At 38.5% G+C, this 21,724-nt stretch carries 19 protein-coding genes and 2 tRNA genes; 2 read left to right on the top strand and 19 right to left on the bottom strand.

Annotated elements, in window-relative coordinates:
- Nucleotides 1-55 precede the first annotated feature (55 nt).
- Genes ACY2LT_RS09185 through motA form a run of 4 tightly spaced genes read right to left on the bottom strand, consistent with a single transcriptional unit; the run spans nt 56 to nt 3,790 of the window.
- Complete coding sequence (locus ACY2LT_RS09185; protein ID WP_491815298.1) at nt 56-805, bottom strand: SDR family oxidoreductase; 750 nt, start codon at nt 803-805, stop codon at nt 56-58.
- Nucleotides 805-2,013, bottom strand: coding sequence for a response regulator (locus ACY2LT_RS09180; protein WP_491815296.1), 1,209 nt, complete (start codon nt 2,011-2,013; stop codon nt 805-807). Before ACY2LT_RS09180 ends, ACY2LT_RS09185 begins: the two co-directional genes overlap by 1 nt.
- On the bottom strand, nt 2,006-2,926 hold the full coding sequence (locus ACY2LT_RS09175) for a flagellar motor protein MotB (protein WP_491815295.1): 921 nt from the start codon (nt 2,924-2,926) through the stop codon (nt 2,006-2,008). Before ACY2LT_RS09175 ends, ACY2LT_RS09180 begins: the two co-directional genes overlap by 8 nt.
- 15 nt (nt 2,927-2,941) lie before the next feature.
- Complete coding sequence (gene motA / locus ACY2LT_RS09170) at nt 2,942-3,790, bottom strand: flagellar motor stator protein MotA (protein WP_491815294.1); 849 nt, start codon at nt 3,788-3,790, stop codon at nt 2,942-2,944.
- A gap of 314 nt (nt 3,791-4,104) precedes the next feature.
- Between motA and ACY2LT_RS09165 the strand changes: the two genes are divergently transcribed.
- A tRNA-Glu gene (locus ACY2LT_RS09165) sits at nt 4,105-4,176 on the top strand.
- 232 nt (nt 4,177-4,408) lie between these two features.
- Here ACY2LT_RS09165 and ACY2LT_RS09160 read toward each other — a convergent pair.
- The 15 genes from ACY2LT_RS09160 to ACY2LT_RS09090 all read right to left on the bottom strand — a co-directional run bounded on the left by ACY2LT_RS09160 (nt 4,409) and on the right by ACY2LT_RS09090 (nt 20,194).
- On the bottom strand, nt 4,409-5,068 hold the full coding sequence (locus ACY2LT_RS09160; protein ID WP_491815292.1) for a hypothetical protein: 660 nt from the start codon (nt 5,066-5,068) through the stop codon (nt 4,409-4,411).
- Nucleotides 5,049-5,888 (bottom strand): DNA-methyltransferase, encoded by an 840-nt coding sequence (locus ACY2LT_RS09155; protein WP_491815290.1) that lies wholly within the window; start codon nt 5,886-5,888, stop codon nt 5,049-5,051. The genes ACY2LT_RS09160 and ACY2LT_RS09155 overlap by 20 nt, the downstream gene beginning before the upstream one ends.
- A 405-nt stretch (nt 5,889-6,293) precedes the next feature.
- On the bottom strand, nt 6,294-7,127 hold the full coding sequence (locus tag ACY2LT_RS09150) for an FAD/NAD(P)-binding protein (protein WP_491815289.1): 834 nt from the start codon (nt 7,125-7,127) through the stop codon (nt 6,294-6,296).
- 2 nt (nt 7,128-7,129) lie between these two features.
- Entirely contained in the window at nt 7,130-8,134 is a 1,005-nt protein-coding gene (locus ACY2LT_RS09145; RefSeq protein ID WP_491815288.1) for a 4Fe-4S dicluster domain-containing protein, read from the bottom strand.
- Between the two features lie 7 nt (nt 8,135-8,141).
- Nucleotides 8,142-8,942 (bottom strand): 4Fe-4S dicluster domain-containing protein, encoded by an 801-nt coding sequence (locus ACY2LT_RS09140; protein ID WP_491815287.1) that lies wholly within the window; start codon nt 8,940-8,942, stop codon nt 8,142-8,144.
- Nucleotides 8,935-9,393 (bottom strand): hydrogenase iron-sulfur subunit, encoded by a 459-nt coding sequence (locus ACY2LT_RS09135; RefSeq protein WP_491815286.1) that lies wholly within the window; start codon nt 9,391-9,393, stop codon nt 8,935-8,937. Before ACY2LT_RS09135 ends, ACY2LT_RS09140 begins: the two co-directional genes overlap by 8 nt.
- Nucleotides 9,380-11,380, bottom strand: a complete 2,001-nt coding sequence (locus ACY2LT_RS09130) for a 4Fe-4S dicluster domain-containing protein (RefSeq protein WP_491815284.1) — start codon at nt 11,378-11,380, stop codon at nt 9,380-9,382. The genes ACY2LT_RS09135 and ACY2LT_RS09130 overlap by 14 nt, the downstream gene beginning before the upstream one ends.
- The gene (locus ACY2LT_RS09125; protein WP_491815283.1) at nt 11,381-12,262 is read right to left on the bottom strand and encodes a CoB--CoM heterodisulfide reductase iron-sulfur subunit B family protein; all 882 of its coding nucleotides are present in this window, start codon (nt 12,260-12,262) and stop codon (nt 11,381-11,383) included.
- Complete coding sequence (locus tag ACY2LT_RS09120; RefSeq protein ID WP_491815282.1) at nt 12,255-12,833, bottom strand: 4Fe-4S dicluster domain-containing protein; 579 nt, start codon at nt 12,831-12,833, stop codon at nt 12,255-12,257. Before ACY2LT_RS09120 ends, ACY2LT_RS09125 begins: the two co-directional genes overlap by 8 nt.
- Before the next feature lie 182 nt (nt 12,834-13,015).
- Nucleotides 13,016-13,681, bottom strand: coding sequence for an RNA-binding domain-containing protein (locus tag ACY2LT_RS09115; RefSeq protein ID WP_491815280.1), 666 nt, complete (start codon nt 13,679-13,681; stop codon nt 13,016-13,018).
- 319 nt (nt 13,682-14,000) lie between these two features.
- The gene (locus ACY2LT_RS09110) at nt 14,001-16,889 is read right to left on the bottom strand and encodes a T9SS type A sorting domain-containing protein (RefSeq protein ID WP_491815279.1); all 2,889 of its coding nucleotides are present in this window, start codon (nt 16,887-16,889) and stop codon (nt 14,001-14,003) included.
- Nucleotides 16,890-17,031: 142 nt separating this feature from the next.
- Nucleotides 17,032-17,105: transfer RNA gene (locus tag ACY2LT_RS09105), tRNA-Arg, on the bottom strand.
- Nucleotides 17,106-17,113: 8 nt separating this feature from the next.
- Entirely contained in the window at nt 17,114-17,380 is a 267-nt protein-coding gene (gene rpsT / locus ACY2LT_RS09100; RefSeq protein WP_491815277.1) for a 30S ribosomal protein S20, read from the bottom strand.
- 76 nt (nt 17,381-17,456) lie between these two features.
- The gene (gene thyX, locus ACY2LT_RS09095) at nt 17,457-18,284 is read right to left on the bottom strand and encodes an FAD-dependent thymidylate synthase (protein WP_491815276.1); all 828 of its coding nucleotides are present in this window, start codon (nt 18,282-18,284) and stop codon (nt 17,457-17,459) included.
- On the bottom strand, nt 18,284-20,194 hold the full coding sequence (locus tag ACY2LT_RS09090; protein ID WP_491815275.1) for an OmpA family protein: 1,911 nt from the start codon (nt 20,192-20,194) through the stop codon (nt 18,284-18,286). Before ACY2LT_RS09090 ends, thyX begins: the two co-directional genes overlap by 1 nt.
- 46 nt (nt 20,195-20,240) lie before the next feature.
- Here ACY2LT_RS09090 and ACY2LT_RS09085 point away from each other — a divergent pair, with 46 nt between their 5' ends.
- Nucleotides 20,241-21,680: an FAD-binding oxidoreductase gene (locus ACY2LT_RS09085; protein WP_491815274.1), complete on the top strand. Its 1,440-nt coding sequence runs from the start codon at nt 20,241-20,243 to the stop codon at nt 21,678-21,680.
- The last annotated feature ends 44 nt before the right edge of the window (nt 21,681-21,724 follow it).

The raw sequence follows: 21,724 nt of genomic DNA, 5'->3' as shown, positions 1-21,724 counted from the left end.
ATAGTATTAAATGTGCCGGATTGATTGGCAAAGTAATCTATAATGGAAGAAAAACTTATAAAAGCAAACAAGAAGCACCTCCATCGACAGCTATAACCTGACCAGTAATATACGAGGAAGCATCCATTGCTAAGAACGCAACAGCAGAAGCAACTTCGTGTGGAAGTCCGATTCGTTTCTGCGGGGTTTGGTCGATAATTTTGCTAATACGTTCATTATCATTGAGAATAGGGCTAACAAGTGGAGTATCAATATACCAGGGTTCGATAGCATTAACCCTAATATTCTCAGAAGCCCATTCAACAGCAAGATAACGCGTCAAGTGAGACAGAGCTGCTTTTGCAGAAGCATAGATTGCACCTGAACGCACTATTCTACTTGCTGAAATTGAAGAAATATTAATTATCGAGGCATTTCCTGAATTTCTGAGAAGTTGGTGAAGCCCTTTTGATAGCTCCAAAGATGAAAAATAGTTAATCTGAAAAAGGAAATCAATTTCTTCATCTGAATAATCACAAGTAGAGCGACGAATATTAGAGCCAACGTTATTTACAAGAACATTAACCTCTTTGTAATTAGACTTGATAAATTCAATGAATTCTAAACGTGATTTTTTTGCAGATAAATCGTAGCTATAATAACGGGAAGTATCAGGAAACTGATTTTCGAGCGATTCAATTTCTCGCTTGTTGCGAGCAACTGCAATACACTGAGCCCCAAGCGAAAGGAATTCCTTTAAAATAGCAAAACCGATACCTTGCGAGGCACCGGTGATAATAGCAGTTTTATTTTTTAGATCCCACATTATTGGATAGATGATTTTTTCACATAAATATTACCTAAAATCGGGTCGGTAGTATTGTGAGCGATAATTCTATCGATAATAGGCTTTTTGAGAACAGCACCTGCAGGCAAAAGTTTCAGATTTTTTTCGGTAACAATTTCTCTTGCCAAAATCATACCTTCTTTGAGATCGGAAAGCAGAACAGGCACTTCATTTGGATTTTGAAGTTCTTTTTCGTAAGTATAGATGTATTGTTCCAATAGAATTACAACGCGAGGATCGTATAGCCTATTAGATTGATTTTTCATAATGTTAATAATATCGGAACCTTTTTTGCCGGTTCTGGCTTTAACTTCTTCATAGTCGAGAGCAGCACGGATAATTCTCGAAGCAAAAGGGATTTGCCAAGATTGGAGTCGTTGAGGAAAACCGCTACCATCAAAATTTTCATAAAGTGAATAAAGAATTTTGCCAATATCAGCAAATCGCCGAACACCGGAGACAATTTCACGAGCAGCATTTGGAACTTGCATCATAATTGGGTCGGTAGGATTGCCATCAATCATTATAGGTTGCTGGAGCAAATGGTCGGGCAAGGTCATTCGTCCGGCTTGCGAGAGCAGAGCAGCAATTTCAATATCGCGAATTTCATCGTCAGTAAATTTGCCGAGTTGGCGAGCAATCCAAACAGATGAGTCAGCCACACGGCTAAGCATTTCCTGAGAAGTTGGGATGCGAGCCTGCATAAATTTTACGGCAAGCAGAGCCATATCGTGAATATCTTTTTCTAATTCTTCGGCAAGTTCAACTAATAACTGATTTTCTTCTTTCATTTGTTGCTGAAGACGAACAATACGCAAAGCAGCACGAATACGGGCTTCCAATGCAACAGAGACGACAGGTTTGGTGATAAATTCATCTGCACCTTTATCCAATGCTTTGATTCGCTCGCTAACTTCTGTATTACCAGTTAGTAGAATAAAGAAAATATCATTGTATTCGGGGTTGGAACGAACTTTGATCAACAACTGGAAGCCATCCATAACTGGCATATTTATATCAGAGATAATAATATTCGGATGATGAACAGATACTATATCCCAAGCTTCTTTGCCATTTTCAGCAGTATAAACTACAATATCCGGGAAAGTCTTAGCGAGCAACTTCTCGAAAGTTAAAAGAATTGCTTTTTCATCATCTACAACAAGAATTGAGATTTTACTACTCATTTTTTGTTTCTCCTGCTAATGACATAAATTGGTCGGTAGACATCTGCTTAATTAAAATACTAACACGTCTATTTGTTACATCAAAAGGATTTTCGGGGTTACGAAGTTTTCTATCGGCAAAGCCAGTAACTTTGACGATTTGTCCTTGCCAGAGCCCGGAAGATTCTAATACCCGACGAGCGGAATTTGCACGGTCAGCGGAAAGTTCCCAGTTAGTATAGAGCGATTTGCCACGATATGCCCGGCTATCTGTGTGTCCTTCGATTTCGACATTATTCGGGAGTTTACCAATTTCCAGAGCTAACTTGCGAAGGAGATCCACAGCTTCTCTTTTGAGAGTGCTGCTACCGACTTCGAAAAACAAGGATTCGCTTGTTTCAATAAGTTCAATGCGAAGACCTTCTTTTGTCATTTCAATTTTGATTGAAGAAATAATATCTTTGATTTCAGGTTTAGCAGAAAGTTCACTTTCGAGAAGTTTTTTAATATTATCACCAGTAACTTCAACGCGTTTTGCTGCTGAGATACTGTCATTAAGAGCTTTAAAGAGTTCTTCGGCTTTTATTGTATCAGGTTTAGTAGGTTGGAAAGAAATAACGAATTCCCCTTTGCCTTTACCTTCGCCATCACCTTTTTTTCTTTCGGGGTACAAATTCAAATCAACAGGAACGGTTCTTTTGCCGGTGAGGAAATTAAAAGCACCGGGTTCCTGAAAATAAGATGCAACAGCTTGCTTGACTTCTTCGCTCGAAGCAAGAATCCACATAACGATAAAGAATGCCATCATTGCGGTAACGAAGTCAGCATAAGCAACTTTCCACGCACCACCGTGATGCCCTCCGTGTCCACCTTTTTTAACCTTTTTTATTATTATAGGTTGTTCTTTATGACCTTGTTGTTCATCAGACGACATACAAACCTCGATGGATTAACGCTTCAAGTTTTCTTCTGTTTCTTTGAAAGTTGGGCGGAATTCAGGATCGATAGCACGGCGACCGTACTCAATAGCAACAGTTGCAGGAGCACCTTTGGCGAAAGAGAGAAGCGCCGCTTTGATTGAAAGCAAATACTTAGCTTCTTTAGCCAAAGTTTTCCCAACCAGCGAAGAGATAGGACCAACAATACCGTAAGACATCAACACACCAAGGAATGTTCCCACAAGAGCACCAGCAACGTGATGACCAACAGCTTCGGCACCTTCATTAATCGAACCCATTGTAACGATGATACCAAGCACAGCAGCAACGATACCGATGCCTGGGAAAGCGTCGGCAAAAGTTTGGAGAGCACCAGGGATAACAAATTCTTCTTCGTGAAGAGCCTCAAGGTCCATATCCATTAATTCTTCTAAATCGTGGGCGGGGACACCACCAGAAAGCACAACTTTCAGAGTATCGCAAAGGAAATCGACAGCGTGATGATTTGCAAGAAAAGTTGGATATTTAGAGATAATGGAACTTGATTCGGGGTTTTCAACGTGTTGTTCAAGAGCGATTAAACCTTCGCGTTTAGCAAATTGGAATAGTTCATAAAGCATTTTGAGCAAGTCTAAGTAGGCTGCTTTGCTTACTTTCGGAGGCTTTAGAGTGGCAAGAACAGCAGCGATGATTTGTTTGATAACAGGGAGTGGATTAGCAATAACTAACGAACCAGTAGCAACACCTAATATGATGATAAATTCGCCGGGTACAATCAGGGAGAGTGGATTACCACCCGAAATCATAAATCCACCCAGCAAAGCTCCGAAAACAAGTACAACACCTATGATTACAAACATATATTATCCCTTCTAATGTTGTTCATATCTGCTTTGTAGAAAACTCATACCCAAAATGGGAAATTTAATTTCATTTATCGGCAATTCTGCAAAATTGTTTAGAAACATACATGATCGATAAACATAAGAAAATAAATCTAACTCGAAATAATTATAATTAAAATACAAAAATTTCAATAATAATAAAATATGTAATTTAGGAATGAACAAGTTATGAAAGTAATCGAAATAATTTTCAAAAAAAATTATGCTTATAAAAAATTTTTTGGATATTTAAGAAAATAGTCGTAATTTTGAATTCTTGAAAATTTGATGGTCCCATAGACTAATGGTTAGGTCACCAGCCTTTCACGCTGGCAGTAGGGGTTCGAATCCCCTTGGGATCACAAGATAAAATGAAAATCGTTGTTTCAGATGATTTTCGAATGAATATTAAAAACTTCGTACTAAACCCCAGATAAAAATATCTGGGGTTTGTTTTTTGTTGATCTTGATTAATCCAATGAAGCGAAGTGTTATAGAGTTCGTTCGAGGTATTTTCGATTGCTTTTAGAAAAATTCTATCCTATATATGATTTTGTAACACAATGAGCAAGCATTCTTTAATAGGAAACTGCTTTAAAAATCTAAAATTTGAACAATTTCTTTGTCTATTTTTTCTAAATCTAACAAAACTTTTTTTCTTCTTGGTTTCCCATTTGAATTTCTAAAATCTTCTTGAAAAGATCCACATTTAATAAGTGTATTATCGGTGATTTCTAAAATAGATATTTGTTGTAAATCAAATTCGACTTTTCTAAGCCTTGACCATGCACCCCTCTGAATTCGCTTTCTTGAATAAATAGATAATCCTCCCTTTAATTCCTCATGCCATTGTTGGAAATTTCTTAACTCATCGTTGTATTCAACTTTTCCAAGAGATAATATTATGCCAACTTTTCCATAATCATTTATTGCATTGGCAATTGCAATACTATCATTAACGATAAGTTGATGACTACTTGTATTCATTGCATGAGATTTGAAATCAAAGGGTATTTTATAAAAACCGTCGAATGATGCGTTTCCGTATCGTGGTTTTTGAAATTCAAAAATGTCTTTCAAAAAATATTCGCATAAATATTGAAAATAAAAACCTATCCATTCCATTTGTCTCCAATGAGGGAAATTATTCTCTTTCATTTCGAGAATAGCTGCTTTTCCGTTCCATTTCTTCGGAATTTTGTATAGACGATCAGAAATATTATTGTAGTTTCTCTTATTTATCATTTTTTTCATTTTCATCAAAAAATGAAAAAATATCTCTATTCTCATTTTTAGATTCATTTGCTCTAATTCTATAAAGATTTTCATCTAATCTTTTACAAATAAAATCATAGTACTCCTTCACTATTTCAAAACCAATATATTTTCTATCTTCCATTTTACTTACAACTGCTACTTGACCTGATCCTAAAAATGGGTCTAAAACTACGTCACCTTTCTCACTTGAATATGCGAGAATTTTTTTTATAATTTCTGCTGGTAGTTTTGTCGGCGTCTTTATATCGCCATTCCAATATTCTCTGTTAATTACCCATACATCTTCTTTATCCTGATAGTGAATTGATTTTCCTTCTTTATCTTTAATATTTTTATTAAATCTGGCATAAGGGAAAAATTTTCTTTTTTTATCATCAATACATACATAAAGGCAATGATAGTGTGAAGTAACATATTTTCGTGATGTAACGACTCCGAACTGGTATTTCCATATTATATGATTGACCGTGATAAATCCCAATTCATCAATTGCATTTAAAATATCTTTTAAATAATTCCATCCTGAAAAAATATACATACTACCTGATTGTTTTAATACTCTTTTTATCTCTTTCATCCACATTAATGTAAAATCATAATAATCTTTTCCTACAATTTCATTATATCCTTCAAGCACTCTTGAATTTCTTCTATTATAATTCTCCTTTTTAGCTTTAAAATCAATTCCAAAAGGTGGATCAGTAATAACCAAATCGATGGTATTAGAAGGAATTATTTTCATTCCTTCAATACAGTCACAATTATACACTTTGTTTACTTCAAATGATATGTTCATCTTTCACTTGTAACAATATTCAATAGTATTTATTTATTTTCAAATAATTCGCTTTTCTCTATCTCGAAAATTACCTTACAAAAAAATATTCTTTAGGATATATAAATTGTAAATTTTGTAAGGCTTTTTTTCAAAAATATAAAAATTTGATTAATCATCAAATGAAGATTTTATTATATACTTTATCAGAAACTAATTAATTTATTTGTTTGTTTATTGCTCTAGGATCTTATTTAACAACTCACAAAAAAAACGGATAGAAAAACTCGGCTTTTATTATTAAACATATGTCATTTAGAGATATAATAACTCATTAATTTATTTAAAGAAGTTAGTTTATTACAGTTACTATTATATTGAACAAGCCGTTCACGCTGGATTGGGAACGGCTTGTTCGGATTGCTGTTAATATTCCTGAGGAAGTTCTTTGAGTTCTTTGTATGTAATAACGGGACCATCCTTGCAAACGTAGTAAGGTCCGACTGCACAATGTCCACATTTTCCTATACCGCACTTCATACGATTTTCGAGAGTGGTGAAGATATTTTCTTCTTTGAAGCCGAGTTCGAAAAGCACTGGTAAAGTAAGTTTTATCATAATCGGAGGTCCACAAACAGCTGCAATTGTATTATCAGAACTTGGGCTAACTTCTTTAAGAATCGAAGGAACAAAACCAACTTTTCCTTTCCAATCGGGAGTTTCGCCACCGGGGTCGACAGTTGTAAATAAATTAACGTCCGGACGGTTGTTCCATTCTTCGAGTTCGTGTTTGTAAACAAGGTCCTGGACGCTGCGGGCACCATAGAGAATGGTAATATCACGGAAATTCTCACGTAAGTCCAAGCAATTCCAAATAACACAACGAAGTGGAGGTAGCCCGATACCACCGGCAATAAAAAGTAAATTTTTGCCTTTCCAGTCGTCAATCGGGAAAGTGTTTCCGTAAGGACCGCGGAAGCCAATTTCATCGCCTTCCTCGCAATTGGCAAGCGCTTTGGTAACACGCCCAGCAACGCGGAAAGTGCACTCGATATAACCTTTACGTGTCGGTGAGGAAGCTATACAGAATGTGCTTTCGCCCTCGCCAAATATTGAATACTCACCAAATTGTCCTGCTTTGAAGGAAAATTTTTCCTCGTCGGCAGGATTTTTGAATTTCAAGCGATAAGTGCGAACAAGTGGCGCTTCTTCAGTAATTTTTTCGATAAACATTTTATATGGCAAATACATATTATCCATAATCAGCCCTCCATAATTGCATTTACTTGTTCAATAATACTAAGTTCGGCAGGACAATTGCGAATGCAGCGACCGCAACCGACACAGGAAAGAGTGCCAAATTGCTCGTCGGTATATAGGAACTTATGCAGAATTCTGTTGCGCCAGCGTTCGCTTTGCTTTTCACGTGGGTTGTGTCCGGAAGCGTGCTTTGTGAAAATACCTAATGCACAGGTGTCCCAGATACGGTAGCGAGCGCCACCCAATAAATTTGCTTCATCTTGAATATCGAAGCAAGTGCAGGTTGGGCACGAAAAAGCACAGGTGCCACAACCAAAGCACGGCAGAGATGTTTCTTCCCAACGTTCCCAGTTGAAGACACCACTAATCTTTTCTTTTAATGCAGAGCTATCGAAACGTTTTTGAATATTTGCAGTGTATTTTGTTTTGTCGATTGTATTAGTCTGTTCGAAAAAGTCCGAGAATTGCTCAACTAATTTTTTTCCTTTATCTGTGCTGATTTCCACAAAATAACCGTTTTGGGTCTTTGTGAGCAAGAGATCGCTACCACGAGTGTCTGAAGGAGAAATTCCAACAGAGGTGCAGAAGCAGAATTCATCGCCCGTGGGACAGGTGAGCCCAATAAGAATTGTTTTGTCGTAGCGCATTTTGAAATGATAGTCGGGATTTTCTTTTAAGAAGAAAGTGGCGAGATAATCGAAAGCCGCTCCATCACAAGGACGCATTCCGAAAACAACTGTATCGTGTTGCGGTGCTGGAGGATTATTGAGAATTGTATCCTTACCATTCTTTTCAAATGAATAAAGTTCTTCACACTTAGGGAAAACGGCTGATTTCGCAGAAAATGCAGTTTGGATGAAATCCATAGCAATTTCGTCGAAGGAGCGAATCAGTGAGAAGAAAACTTTATCTTTTTTCTGCTTTGGAGCAAGAACTTGCTTGCCGTTTGCAATCAAAGCATTGACGAAATCCTGAATTTTTTCGAGTTTAATTAATTTATATTCCATAATTCAACTACCTTATAAAGTTTTCTTTATCATCTACTTTGAAGGTTGAGAGAGCATAGTTAGGTTCAAGTTTAGTGCCGGGAATTTGACCGAAATTAGAAATAATAGTCATATTCAATTTTTGAGTGAGCAAGCCGATTGGTATTTCCATCGGGCAAGCGGCTTCGCATTCGCCACATCCGATGCAGCGTCCGGCAAGGTGCATAGCTCGCACAATGTGCCATTCCAGATTGCCTATTCCCGTTGGGGGCACTCCTACCCACTGCGGTTGGTTGCATTCCACAAGGCATTGTTCGCAGTAGCAAAGCGGGCAAGCTGCACGGCAAGCATAGCAGCGGATGCAGCTTGATAGCTCGCGTGTCCACCAGTCCCAGCGTTCTTCGCGAGGTTTGCTCTCTATTTCTTTAAGTAGTGCAACTCGTTCGGGATTTGGTTTTGGCAAATTCTTTGATACAAATTCTTCAATTGCTTTAAGATTTGTAAACTCAAGGACTTTTCCATCTACAACAGTAAAAATCAAATACTGCCCATCAACGATTTGGTTTTCTGCGGCAAGTTGGAGCAGAGCCCGCAAGGTACCGAAATTTGCCAAAATACCAATTTTGCTATACTTTTTCAGTTCGGGTTTACGAAGATAAACAGCGAGATTAACAATGCATTTATCATCAAAGACAAGTTCTTTTAATTGTTCGGGTTTAGTAAAGAAAGCGGGCTTACCTTCGCCGAAACGTCCTTTTTTATAACCGATGAACAAATCGATTGTTTGGGAAGCAAAGAATTGACTAATCTTATTTATTAATTCAGACATTGCAAAGCTCTCCTATGGAATTAATATTAATTTTAGAGAGTTCCTCGTATTCAGTGAACGGACCTAATTTACGGACTTCGGTAACAACTTCGTTAACAAGATTTGCCCATTTAGCACCTTCGGCGGCAGACACCCAAGAGAAGAAGAGGCGACGTTTGTCGAAGCCAAGTAGTTCAAGCAGTTCATTAAAGACAATCCAGCGGCGACGGGCGTGGAAATTGCCGGAGGTATAGTGGCAATCGTTAGGGTGGCAACCTGAGACTATAACCCCATCTGCACCATTTTGAAATGCTTTGAGAATTAGCATATAATCTATTCTACCAGTGCAAGGAAATCTGACAATACGAACATTTGTAGCATATTTAATTCGGCTTGTGCCGGCGAGGTCGGCGCCAGCGTAAGTGCACCAGTTGCAAACAAAAGCAACGATTTTAGGTTCAAACTCCTGCATATTCCCTCCTGTTGAATAAAGCCGAAACTTCAGCATAGATTTGACGGTTAGTATATCCGTGAATATCAATAGATTTCGAGCGGCACAAAGCAACGCAGGTGCCACATCCCTGACAAAGTCCGGGATTGATTTTAGCAACTGTTTTCACCAAAGTGCCATCGCGGCGGCGAATTTCTTCTTTTTCAATAGCAAGATAAGGACATACACTTTGGCAGAGGAAACAACCAACACAAGTATTATTATTAACATAAGCAATAAGAGGTTCGCGGGTAAGTTCGTCCTGAGAGAACAAAGCAACGACTTTGGCGGCAGTTCCGGAGGCTTGCGAAACAGTGTCCGGAATATCCTTCGGAGCCTGACAAGCACCGGCAAGCATAATGCCAGCTGTGTTTGTTTCAACTGGGCGCAGCTTAGGATGAGCTTCTGAAAAGAAATGATATGGGTCGTAGCTAATATGAAGTTTTTGAGCTAATTCTTCGGAATCAGAGTTAGCAATAGCAGCGGTTGCAAGCACAACCAAATCGGCTTCAATTTCGACAGGGCGAGAGTTTAGCAAAGTATCAACACCGCATACAATTAATTTTCCATTTTTTTCGTAGATGCGAGAAACTCGACCGCGAATGTAATTTACGTCGTCTTCTTCGATAGCACGGCGGACAAATTCATCATACATTTTGCCACCGGCACGGATATCCATATAAAATACGGTGGCTTTGCCGTGATGATTTTTATGTTTGAAAAGCATAGCGTGCTTTGCGGTATACATACAGCAAATTTTTGAGCAATAGGGAATGCCTTTTGCGGGATCGCGCGAACCAGCACAAGCTATAAAAACAACACTTTCGGGTTCCTTGCCGTCGGAAGGACGTTTAAGTACGCCCAAAGTTGGACCTGAGGCTGAGGCAAGTCGTTCGAATTGCAAACCATCTATTACATCAGGATATTTTCCGTAGCCGTATTCCGGGAAGAAATCTGAATGTTTAATATCGAAACCAGTCGCAGCAACAATTGCACCGACATCAACTTTGATTAATTCATCTTCTTGTTCATAATGGATTGCGTCGGCAGGGCATACCTTTTTGCAAAGACCACATTTGCCTTTAAGGAAATAAGTACAGTTGTTGCGGTCGATTACAGGTTTGTTGGGCACAGCTTGTGGGAAAGGAACATAAATTGCAGCGCGATTGCCAAGACCGGCGTTAAATTCATCCGGAATTTTCTTGATTGGACATTTTTCAATGCAAAGTCCGCAACCGGTGCAAGCTTTGTGGTCTACACTTTTTGCTTTCTGACGAATAGTAACTTTAAAATTACCGATAAAGCCATCGACGCTTTCGACTTCGGCATAAGTGTATAAAGTAATGTTTGGATGCTGAGCAACTTCAACCATTCGAGGGGTAAGAATACATTGCGAACAATCCAAAGTTGGGAAAGTTTCTGAAAGTTGAGCCATTTTGCCACCGATTGATGGATTTTTCTCAACCATAATGACTTTATGCCCGCTGTTCGCAATATCCAGAGCTGCCTGAATGCCACCAATTCCACCACCAATAACAAGTGCAGTTTTGGTAACCGGAACTTTGATGGGATAAAGCTCCTCGTTGTGCTTAACTTTTTCAACAAGGACGCGAACAAGTTCGGCAGCTTTTTCAGTTGTTGAATCTTCGCGGAAATGCACCCAAGAGCAATGCTCGCGAAGGTTAGCCATTTCGCAAAGGTATGGATTAAGTCCAGCCTCGGCAGTAGCTTTGCGGAAAGTCGGTTCGTGCATACGAGGCGAGCAAGCGGCGACAACAACGCCAGTAAGTTTTTGCTTTTGAATTGCTTCTTTTATTAAGTTTTGTCCTGGGTCTGAACACATATATTTATAATCGATGCTATAGACAACACCCGGATAGTTAGAAGCAATTTCGGCAACTTTGGCACAATCGACTGTGGAAGAAATATTTTCTCCGCAGTGGCATACAAATACTCCAATACGTGCCATCTATACCTCCATCGTTTGTTTTTGCAACTTATGTAGGAATTTCTCGGTAGATACAAAATGCTTGTCGAAACCGAGTTTGCTCGGTTCAACACCAAGTGCTAAACCCAACAACTGTGTAATATATATTACAGGGATATTGTTAGCGTCAGATAGATTTTTGTTAATTTCGTTTCTCCGCATATCCAAATTTGAATGACACATAGGGCAAGCGACAACAATTGCGTCGGCACCGCGGCTATTGGCATCATCGAGAATTTTTGCACACAATTTGCCAACAATATCAGTTCTAACAACGGAAAGCCCTGCACCACAACATTCAACTTTGAACGCCCAATCAATTGGCACTCCACCAGCAAGCTGAACAATTTGCTCCATTACAAGTGGGTCTTCCCGGCGTTCGATAGTAGAAAGGTGCTCGGGACGGGTGAGCAAACAGCCATAGTAGCAGGCAAATTTAGCATTAAGTTTGTTCGATAAATTATCATTGAGTTTACCAAGGACATATTTGTTGATAAAATCGAGGACAGTTATAGGATTTGCTGTTCCTTTAATATCCATTTCAATAAGTTGAGGGATTTTTGTTCTATATTTTTCATCTGATTTGATTTCGTGGCGAGCTTGTGCTAATCGGCTGTAGCAAGCAGCGCAAGGAACAAGAATTTCGTCGAATCCCATACTTTCGGCAATAGCTAAATTGCGGGCAGGAAGGGCAACCGCGAGAGTAGAATTTAGCGAATGAGCGGCAGTAGCACCGCAGCAATTCCAATCGGCGAGTTCAATTAATTCAACTTCAGCAAACCGAGCAATTGCTTGAAGCGACAGGTCGTATTCTTTTGCAGTACCATTGAGCGAACATCCCGGGAAATATCCGATTTTAGTCATTTTTAGCCTCCTTTATTGCCTTTTCGAAAATGCGGGCAATTGCTTCTTTTCCTTTGATACGGTGCGGGAAAATTTCGAGTTTTCCTTTTGCAAACATTTTTGGAGCTAAATCGACATCTTGCAACAAGTTGAAAGTTTTAAGCTTGTATGAAGCGATAAGCCCAACCTCGTGGAGCCGCCCTGTTTTTTCAATACTTTCCAGGAAAGAGCGGTGGAACGCGATAATTTCTTTAGCTTTAGAATGAACTTTCCTTCGTTTGATAGATTCGGAACGGAGGAAATCCATAATGTGTGGAAAATCAACTTCTTGCGGACAACGGCTATGACAAGTGTCGCAAGTAAGGCATAGCCAAATACCATAGGAACGCAGAACTTCATCATCGCAGGAGGTATCACCAATTTGCAGCAGACGTAAAATTTGGTTCGGGGTATAGTCCATTTCACCAGAGAGAGGACAACCAGCAGCACATTTACCACACTGATAGCATTTCATTACCTGTTCATTAATCTCGTTGAGGATTTTTTCTTTAAGGGGTTGGGCTAATGGTTCGATTTTCGATTTGGTTTCCATTAAAGAAATCCCTTGTTATTAAATAATTTTTAACAATTGTAATTTAGTTAATACAATTTATAAATAAATATTTCTCGAAACAAAGACAAGGGAGAAAATGAAAAAAAATTAAGACAAAATACATAGTTTTACTTCGTCAAACCAATTAAAATTTATTCATCGATTATAAGAGTAATCATAGTTTAATCTAAATTAATATTTGGAGCAAGTGAAAAATAGTCGTTATTTGTGTCGTTGTGAATTAGAATTACTTTGGCACGCACAAGGTCAATCAAAATACGTTCAGCCCGGCGTCTGGAAATATTCACGATCGAGGCAAATTCTTTGACAGTAATGCGTTCGTGTTTTTCAAGGTAGCGGAAGAGACGCCTTTCACGTTCTCCGATGCTGATTTTGAGAGGTTTACCGTTTGCCTGGGAAGTCATCAATTTATACATTTCTTTGCTTGCGATAACAGATTTTTCGCCAAGTCGAATATAAGCTCGCTTTACAGTACGTTTTTTTTCTGTATCTTCGATTTCAACAACGTGGGGCTTTCTGGAGCTTTCGGGAATGTGCACAAGAATTACATCTTTATTTTTGTATTCGATAATTTCGATTTCAGGTTCGATAGGCGGGAAAATATAGAATCCACAAGCTTGTTCGACAATATCGATTTCAGATTTTTCGCTACGGACACCGACAACAGTGCCATCATCATCAACTCCTATAATTAAGATACCGCCTTTTGTATTGGCAAGAGCAGCAATTTCGCGAGCTAATTTATTTGGGGTTGTAGCTTTCCGCTTAAACTCGAGAAAACTTGATTCACCCTCTGCGATTAAATCTTTAAATTCATTGGGATTCATATTAATCCCTGCATAAATATAATTACAAAATTACATTATATTTTATAAATATTAAATAATGAAATTGCAAGATGATTACCGAAGAATATGATAATTATATCTGATTAAGAAATAAGACAGACTGACTTTTCTGGAATGAATTGATAGTATTATTTGTTCAATACAATTCCATTTAAGTGAAAAGCTATCACTACCGGATGCATTAAGGTCAGGTAATAATCGCAACGTAGTTATTGTATTAATACTTTAATTAATAATTCCGCTGTCTGCAAACAGAGTTGCTGGCAGCGGAGGTTGAATTTAATCGTCTTGTGATAATTTACTTTATTATACTAATTTTTTCAACGTAGATATTTCCCAAATCATCAATCATTTGTATGAAGTATGTTCCTGGTGGGAGTGTAGTTAGTGAAATAATTATCTCTTCATTAATTGGAGTAAGATAAGTTTCAAAAACTGTTTGCCCCATAGAATTTGATAATTTAACTGATTTGAGGTTTGATTTTGCAGTAATTTTCAGCCAGTCGCAGGCTGGATTTGGATAAACAGAGGCAGGTTTGGAAGACGAAACGCATGCAGTTTTGTCGTTTATTCTGATATTATCGATATACCAACCCAAATCGTTTACAACAAGGTTAGAGAAAAAGCGGAAACGCAAATAAATAGTATCGTTAGATGCTGGCAAAAGAAGTGTTTCTGATTTCCAGTCGCGTTCATCGAAAGAATTGTCCTGCCAGAACTGGTAATCTGGCTTTTTCCATTGGGCAAGAGTGCCGTTAAAATTATTGCTCCAGGTCTTGCCACCATCCTTTGAATATTCAACAGTTGCATAATCATTGTTAGCAACAATGCAGGCGTGTTCGAACTGAACAGTTACGTCGTTGTTGTTCATAATAAATGGAAAAAGCAAAAGAGTGTCGTATTGACTGTTTTCATACTTTTTATTTGGTGAATTTGAAAAGCTAAAAGGTGCAGAAGCAAAAGATTCATTAGTTTTTTGCCACTTACCTCCAACGAAATATTTAGGTATTTCTCCGTCGAAATTTTCGAAATACTGTGAAATTGGATAAATCTCATCTGAATATGCTAAATATTGTGGTGATTTATGGCTTTCGTTGCCATATTCATCGACAAGGCTGATTGAATACAAGAAATAACCTTTTTTACCTGAATTATCAGAAAATTGCAAAACTTTTGAAGTATCGGAAGCGCTTATTTCGAAAGTATTCACTTTAACGCCGTCGCGAAACAAATTGATATATTTGGCATTGACAAGAGGAGTAAAATTATCTGCTCTTAAGGACGGAACTTTTACATAAAGATTAGTGATAAAATTCTGCGAACCACGGGAAGAAAGAATTTGAGGAGCAGCAGGTTCTTTTGCACCACCGGCATAGCTTGAAATACTGCGGTCAATACTTGTATCACGACCAGAAACTACGTAGAAGTTGTATTCATATTTTTCGTAAGGAACAAGTGTTGTATCCATAAATTGGTGGACATCTCCATTCAAAACGAAAGAATACCCATCACTACGTTTAACAAATATTTGGAATTCGTCAGAATTCAGTGGCTGCCCAAAACTACGTTCGGTTGGATTATTCCAAATTAATTCAATAGTATTAGGCTTATGTGGGATAATTTTGGCAGTCAGGTTCTCGACGGGCAGTGGTGCGCGAGTATTGACAATAGCAGTAAATACATCGCTATCGAGCAAATTCAACACAGCATTTCTCATATCAACCCAAGTTGGATAGACAATTCCATCATAGAAAGCACAACCGCTATAATCACCTGCGAAAGCGTTGCCACGAAAAGGATTAAGGCGTAAATCAGATGAGACATCAGCGGCACGGCGGTCTATCCAGGAAAGTCCACCATCGGAGGAATAGCTAACGTAGCATTCAACCATTAAGTTGTCCGGACAATTACGGCTATCGAAATACATAATTGCTATATCTCCATTTTTGGGGTCAATTGCCATCCAGGGCCAGAATTGGTCGTTGGTAGTATCGCTATGGACTATGATTGGTTGGCTCCAAGTATTCCCTTTGTCGGTAGAGCGGGAAAAATAAACATTGGGTGGATTATCTGCCGCCCAACAAAGGTATAAATATCCGCGACGGGGACTATTGGTAATATCGCAAACGACTACAGGATAGGCTTCGGCACGGACAGAATCTTTAAGAACGTGCCGATAACCTTGACCTTCGATAAGTTTTGTGCGTCCAAAAATATTATAGCGATGAATTATTCTGGGGTCAGAAAATTTATTTCCACCATCAAAGGATCTGACAAAGCCAATACCGTGTTCAATACCGTGATTCCAAACAACATAAAGTTCGCCATCAGGACCGGTAGCCGCCAAAGGAAAGCTTTGTCCGAAAGTAGTATCTTCGGACGAACCCGGCAGACGATGACTAATTCTTAAAGGGTTACTCCAAACTTCGTTGTTGGGTGCTTTTCTTGCAATAACAATTTCAGTAGCAGAATCGCGTGGAGTAACACGTTTCCAAGGAATATAAACGGTGCCAAAATACGGCGATTCCGGACAATTATCGACGTGGACGTAGTATTTATCTTCGAAAAGTGAGTCGAGAGTTTGCATTCCAAGATGAACAATAACAGGAATATGAGGTTGCCAAGTTTTTCCTTCGTCTTTGGTAATTGCAATGAACACACCGTTTTCGCCAACATTTACAGGTTGGCTTTCGTCGAACTCGCCAAAACCACCATAGCAAAGGTAGCCCGTTCCATCCAGAGCAAAGTACACACTTGGATCGTTTGAGGAACGCCAATTCGGATAGGGACGCCCCAGATTAATATTTCTCCAGGTTTTGCCGGCATCATCTGAAACATAAACCCAAGTAGCAGAATTATCGCGATAATCTACAGCAGAAGCGATGAGATTTTTAGGATTTGTAGGATTGACAGCAACGGAAGATTCATTCTGCATTTTATAGTTAAATCTTGCTTCATCGTCAATAGTATTAGCATTAAGAAAAAGCGGAAGAGAAGATTTTGGTGAAAGGAGCCAAGGAAATTTATCTGTTTTCAGATATCGTTCATCGGGGCGAGGTTGAGCTGATTCCATAAGTCGCTGATAGTGACGAATAGCTTTAAGCATTTGGCTTTTACTTTTTCGCTGTTCAGAGTGCAGCGACGAGAAAACGAGCAATAAAGCTAAAAGAAGTATAACACGTTTCATCTCAAACCCCAAATAAACATAAACAATTGACTATAAAATAAGTTAATTATTTGATTTATACAATAGGAAAATGGAGTTCGAAGTAGTCGATTTAGCAAATAAAAAAGGCTGCCTAATAGAATAGGCAGCCAAATTTCAGGAGCGCACCCGTAGGGATTCGAACCCCAAACCTTCTGATCCGTAGTCAGATGCTCTATCCAGTTGAGCTACGGGTGCAGAAAAAATTAATTAGCAGCAGCCTGCAATTTGTTAGCAATCTTTGTGATAGCAGATTTATGATTAGCTGCTTTGTTCTTATGAATTACACCGCGGGCAGCAACTTTATCCAACACACTGTATGCTTTTTTTACAAGTTGCAATGCTTCTTCGTAAGTTTTAGCTTCGCGAACGGCACGAACAGCCAATTTCACTTGTCTTTTGTTTGCTCTGTTGTATAGACGTCTTTTCTTTGACTGTCTTATTCTTTTCAATGCTGACTTATGATGAGCCATTTCCTTTTATTTTTTTGTTCTCAATATTTTTGAACTACAAAATTAATTTATTTAATGAAAAATTCCAAAAGAAAAATCAGATTTTATTAATTTTTTCTTTAAACTCCTGAATCTCGCGTTTAGAAAGACCCAATTCAGAGAGCCTTTCGTCTGATGGCAAATCTTTAGTTATCAATAATTTGAGTGCGTTCAACTCGTTGCGAGAGAACCTGATTGCTTCCAAAGTATAGTCTTCGAAAGCCTGATATGCGATGGGGACAATTTGTTTGATAATTTTAGAAATCGCTTCGGCATAAACACGGATTTCGTATTGAGCGTGAGAATCGAGCCGCAGCCGCAAAAAGTGGAAAAGATTGTGCAAGTCTATTTTCCAGTACCATTCGGTATAATTGGATAGAGGCAGATTAATTCGAGCTATTTCACGGGCAAGCCCAGTAGAAAGCAGTTCTGAATATTCTTGGAATAATTTTTCTTGAGTGTGTTTCATTCGGGCAATAACATCAGAAGAATTGTCGATAGATGCCTCTCCCCTACCTTGCTTATTGAGAGTGCTTTGGAGACGCAATTGTTCTGGCTCGGGAAGGTAGAATTCGTCGGGCATTTCTGAATAACGCCCACTATATTCATTAACATTTGCAGTGCGGTGGCGAATCCATTGCCGGGCAACAAAAATCGGAAGCTTAACGTGAAACTTAAACTCAACCATTTCGAATGGTGAAGTATGCAAATGACGCATCAAGTATCTAATCAGTGCGGTGTCTTCGCTTACTGATTTGGTGCCTTTGCCATAGGAAACGCGAGCCGCCTGAACGATAGAGCTATCGTCGCCCATCCAATCGACAAGGCGAACGAAACCGTGGTCGAGGCATTTGTATTCAAGCACAAGATTTTTGTTATTTTGCATTATTTTACTCTTATTCTAATAGAACGATTTAAAAATCTACCTTGTGGTGTTGTTTCATCAAATTTTTCTTCGCTAATTCCTGTTTCAATTTTAAACTTATTGCCAACGATAGAGCGAATAAATTGCTCGGTGTTAGCAGCACGTTCGCGGGAAAGTCGGGCATTTCGCTCGGCAGTGCCAAGAGCATCGGCTGAACCCAAGATTAATATTGTAGAATTGGCTGGAAGTTTTTCTGAAAGCTGGCGAAGCAGACCTTTGTTGTCTTCGCTAAGTTCGCTTGAATTGTAATCGAAACGAAGAATTGCTTCGAAATTATTCAGATTAAGTTCAATAACTTCTCTTGGCAAGCGAGAAACAGCAAGGGTGTCTTTGAATACAAAGAAAGTGTTATCATTAAGCTTGATTGAGTATGATAAAACTTTATCTTCCAAATCATCTAAACGTTTTTTGACAGGAATTTCGACTAATCCGGAGCCTGAGAATTGTATTTCCGAATTAGTAAAACTGTCGGTAATTTTAAGAATTTCTGATTTGTTAATATTTTCAGCTGCAATTAAGAGCGAAATTTTGCCATCTATTTCAGAATATTTTTGCAAATCGACGTATTCTTGCAAAGGAGCATTGCTAACAAGAATATCAACACGTTGATTTTCATCAATTCCTTCTGGGAAATCCTGATTTGACGGGAAACGAGGTGAAACGCGAGCAGAAGTTTTGATAATACTTTCAGGAACACCAAGAGATATAAGGCGAGATTTGACATTTTCAGCACGGCGACGAGCAAGTTCGAGCCCTTCGGGTTCATTTGCGGGACCGGAGGTGGCACCTTCAACAGTAATTCTGGCTTTTGGATTATGTTTAACAATTTCAACAATGCGAGGCAATACGTATCTGTGAAGTTCAACCGGACTGGAAACAAAATAATTAATACTTGCCGGGACAGCATCGACGTAGTATTCCGGGATTTTGTCGCTATTGCGGGCAAAGAACAATGCATTAACAAGTGGGGAAGTTGCCAAAAGTTCATTTCCAACGAAGACTTTGCCATCGAATTTCTTTTGTCGGATATCAACAAACGGTTCTTTTGGAGGTTCGACATAAATATCAATTTCTGCAGGCGGAGGCGGTGCGGGTTTCGGATGTTCAACCGTTCTAAACAGTGTATAACGCAAGCCTAAATCAAGGCGAACACCAAGCACTTTCCAATCAGCATCGCTGGTAACATTATTAAAATTGTAATCAAAAGACAAAGTTTGAGTAAAGAAAGTATTATTACCGATTTTCAAATTATTTTCAAGTCCAAGCGAAATGCCAAAAGCAAGGTTATTTATGGATTTAATATCACCAGAAGCAATATCGCGGCGTTTGCGGCGAACACCATTATCGACGAAAACAGCACCAGATGGCGAGACTATTTCTTCGTACTGCTCGAAAGTTTTTTCAAGAGGAATACCTAATCGCAAACTTCCGATTGCTCGCAACGGAGCATTGATAAATTCATCAGTTAAAGAGTAAACAAATGAAGGAGAAATTTCTAAATATGAAAGTTGTGCATCAATTTTATCTTTAATTTTGGCTTTTGTAATAGTATTGTCGGGATTTCGCAATGGGTAGATATAATCAATAGAGAGAATGCCCGAGCGGTTGATGTAGCTTAGAGCCAAGCCAATGGATTTTTTGGTATCTAATGAGCGTTCGAATAATGCACCAAAGAATAGCCCACTGCCGGAACCATCTTTGAAGCGACCGCAATCAGCAGCACCCTCAAAGTTGTTGAAATCGGCTGAATACTTGTTAATTCCAAATCCTAATTTAGGCTGAACTGTGAAAAGTTCGTATTTTTCAACCTGAGAAAGTGCAGCAATGTTTGCTAAACAAAAAACAATTACGTAAAATAAAGCTTTTTTCATAAATTTATTAAAATTAATTATATAACTATACAAATATATTAAAAATATGATTGTTAAACATAACAAAAATGAATTTGAGGATTATCTGGTCGATGCTTCATCTTTCGAAGGATATGCAGATGAATTATTAATACCGGAAAGTGTAGATGAAATAAAGCAAATACTGAAAGAAGCAACTGCAAAGAACCAGAAAATAACAATTTCCGGTGCCGGCACCGGACTAACAGGCAGCCGTGTTCCGCTTGGCGGGAAAATTTTATCGATGGAGCGATTTAATAAGATTTTGAATTTTGATAAAGACAAAAAGACTCTGAAAGTAGAGAGTTTTGTTCGCATAGAAGAGATAGCCGACTATCTTGCTGGAAGTGGAATGTTTTATCCACCTAATCCAACAGAAAAGTTGGCAACGATAGGAGGCAACATTGGGAATAACGCATCAGGAGCGAGGACGTATAAATATGGAGCAACCCGGAGATATATCAATGCAATAGATGTCGTTTTTCCAACAGGCGAAAGCAGAACAATAAGGCGGGGCGAGATATTTGCTAATTGGCATAAGTTTGAGTTTAGCACAAATGAAGGGACAAGTATATCTTTTGAATTGCCAAATGTGCAGATGCCAAAAGTAAAACACGCGGCTGGATATTATATTGAACAGAATATGGATTTGATTGATTTATTTATAGGAGCGGAAGGAACTCTTGGAGTAGTTACAGGAGCAGAACTGCAGTTGCTTGATAGTCCTGAACAGATACTGGGTGCGATAATTTTCTTTGATTTGCACGAAGGAATGTTTGATTTTTTGAATGAAATACGGCGGGAAAATGGAATAATATCGCCAAGGCTAATTGAATTTTTCGATAACAATTCAATAATGTTGCTACGCGGAACAATACCACATATACCAAAAAATGCTCATTATGCGCTATGGATAGAAATCGAGACAAGCAATGAAAAATCAGACGAGACACTTGCAAATCTGTATATATTCACTTCGGAATTTACAACTCTTGTTGATGATACGTGGATTGCAATGAGCGAGCAGGAGCACAAGCGGCTTGCACATTTTCGCCATCAGCTCCCACTTGCAGTGTATGAGAAAATACAGCAATACAAGCAGCAAAAGTTGGGCACTGATAGTGCAGTTCCGAATGAATTTGTTAAGGAATACTATGAATATATGGTAAATTTATTCATGCAAGAGCAATTAGAGTATGTGATTTGGGGGCATATAGGAAATTCGCACTTTCACGCAAACATATTAACAAAAGATGAGGATGAATTCAGCAGAGCTAAAAAGATATATGTTGATATATTAGCCAAAGCTGTATCGTTGGGTGGAACAATTTCGGCAGAACACGGGATAGGGAAGATAAAAAAAGAGTATTTGAAAATTTTATACAGTGATGAAGTAATTGATGGATTTCGCAGAATAAAAAAAGCATTTGACCCTGAAGATGTATTGAATTGTGGGAATATTTTTTAATAATAATAAAAAGGCTTCACGCAGAAGTGAAGCCTTTTTGATAA

The sequence above is a fragment of the Eximiradius proteiniborus genome, assembly GCF_058546985.1.
The sequence above is the reverse complement of the archived record's forward strand: the minus strand, read 5'-3'. Positions and strand labels throughout refer to the sequence as shown.

What these genes read in the sequence shown, in the direction of transcription:
- ACY2LT_RS09185 (WP_491815298.1), bottom strand. Translation starts at nt 805, where the DNA reads ATGTGGGATCTAAAAAATAAAACTGCTATTATCACCGGTGCCTCGCAA.
- ACY2LT_RS09180 (WP_491815296.1), bottom strand. Translation starts at nt 2,013, where the DNA reads ATGAGTAGTAAAATCTCAATTCTTGTTGTAGATGATGAAAAAGCAATT.
- ACY2LT_RS09175 (WP_491815295.1), bottom strand. Translation starts at nt 2,926, where the DNA reads ATGTCGTCTGATGAACAACAAGGTCATAAAGAACAACCTATAATAATA.
- motA (WP_491815294.1), bottom strand. Translation starts at nt 3,790, where the DNA reads ATGTTTGTAATCATAGGTGTTGTACTTGTTTTCGGAGCTTTGCTGGGT.
- ACY2LT_RS09160 (WP_491815292.1), bottom strand. Translation starts at nt 5,068, where the DNA reads ATGAAAAAAATGATAAATAAGAGAAACTACAATAATATTTCTGATCGT.
- ACY2LT_RS09155 (WP_491815290.1), bottom strand. Translation starts at nt 5,888, where the DNA reads ATGAACATATCATTTGAAGTAAACAAAGTGTATAATTGTGACTGTATT.
- ACY2LT_RS09150 (WP_491815289.1), bottom strand. Translation starts at nt 7,127, where the DNA reads ATGGATAATATGTATTTGCCATATAAAATGTTTATCGAAAAAATTACT.
- ACY2LT_RS09145 (WP_491815288.1), bottom strand. Translation starts at nt 8,134, where the DNA reads ATGGAATATAAATTAATTAAACTCGAAAAAATTCAGGATTTCGTCAAT.
- ACY2LT_RS09140 (WP_491815287.1), bottom strand. Translation starts at nt 8,942, where the DNA reads ATGTCTGAATTAATAAATAAGATTAGTCAATTCTTTGCTTCCCAAACA.
- ACY2LT_RS09135 (WP_491815286.1), bottom strand. Translation starts at nt 9,393, where the DNA reads ATGCAGGAGTTTGAACCTAAAATCGTTGCTTTTGTTTGCAACTGGTGC.
- ACY2LT_RS09130 (WP_491815284.1), bottom strand. Translation starts at nt 11,380, where the DNA reads ATGGCACGTATTGGAGTATTTGTATGCCACTGCGGAGAAAATATTTCT.
- ACY2LT_RS09125 (WP_491815283.1), bottom strand. Translation starts at nt 12,262, where the DNA reads ATGACTAAAATCGGATATTTCCCGGGATGTTCGCTCAATGGTACTGCA.
- ACY2LT_RS09120 (WP_491815282.1), bottom strand. Translation starts at nt 12,833, where the DNA reads ATGGAAACCAAATCGAAAATCGAACCATTAGCCCAACCCCTTAAAGAA.
- ACY2LT_RS09115 (WP_491815280.1), bottom strand. Translation starts at nt 13,681, where the DNA reads ATGAATCCCAATGAATTTAAAGATTTAATCGCAGAGGGTGAATCAAGT.
- ACY2LT_RS09110 (WP_491815279.1), bottom strand. Translation starts at nt 16,889, where the DNA reads ATGAAACGTGTTATACTTCTTTTAGCTTTATTGCTCGTTTTCTCGTCG.
- rpsT (WP_491815277.1), bottom strand. Translation starts at nt 17,380, where the DNA reads ATGGCTCATCATAAGTCAGCATTGAAAAGAATAAGACAGTCAAAGAAA.
- thyX (WP_491815276.1), bottom strand. Translation starts at nt 18,284, where the DNA reads ATGCAAAATAACAAAAATCTTGTGCTTGAATACAAATGCCTCGACCAC.
- ACY2LT_RS09090 (WP_491815275.1), bottom strand. Translation starts at nt 20,194, where the DNA reads ATGAAAAAAGCTTTATTTTACGTAATTGTTTTTTGTTTAGCAAACATT.
- ACY2LT_RS09085 (WP_491815274.1), top strand. Translation starts at nt 20,241, where the DNA reads ATGATTGTTAAACATAACAAAAATGAATTTGAGGATTATCTGGTCGAT.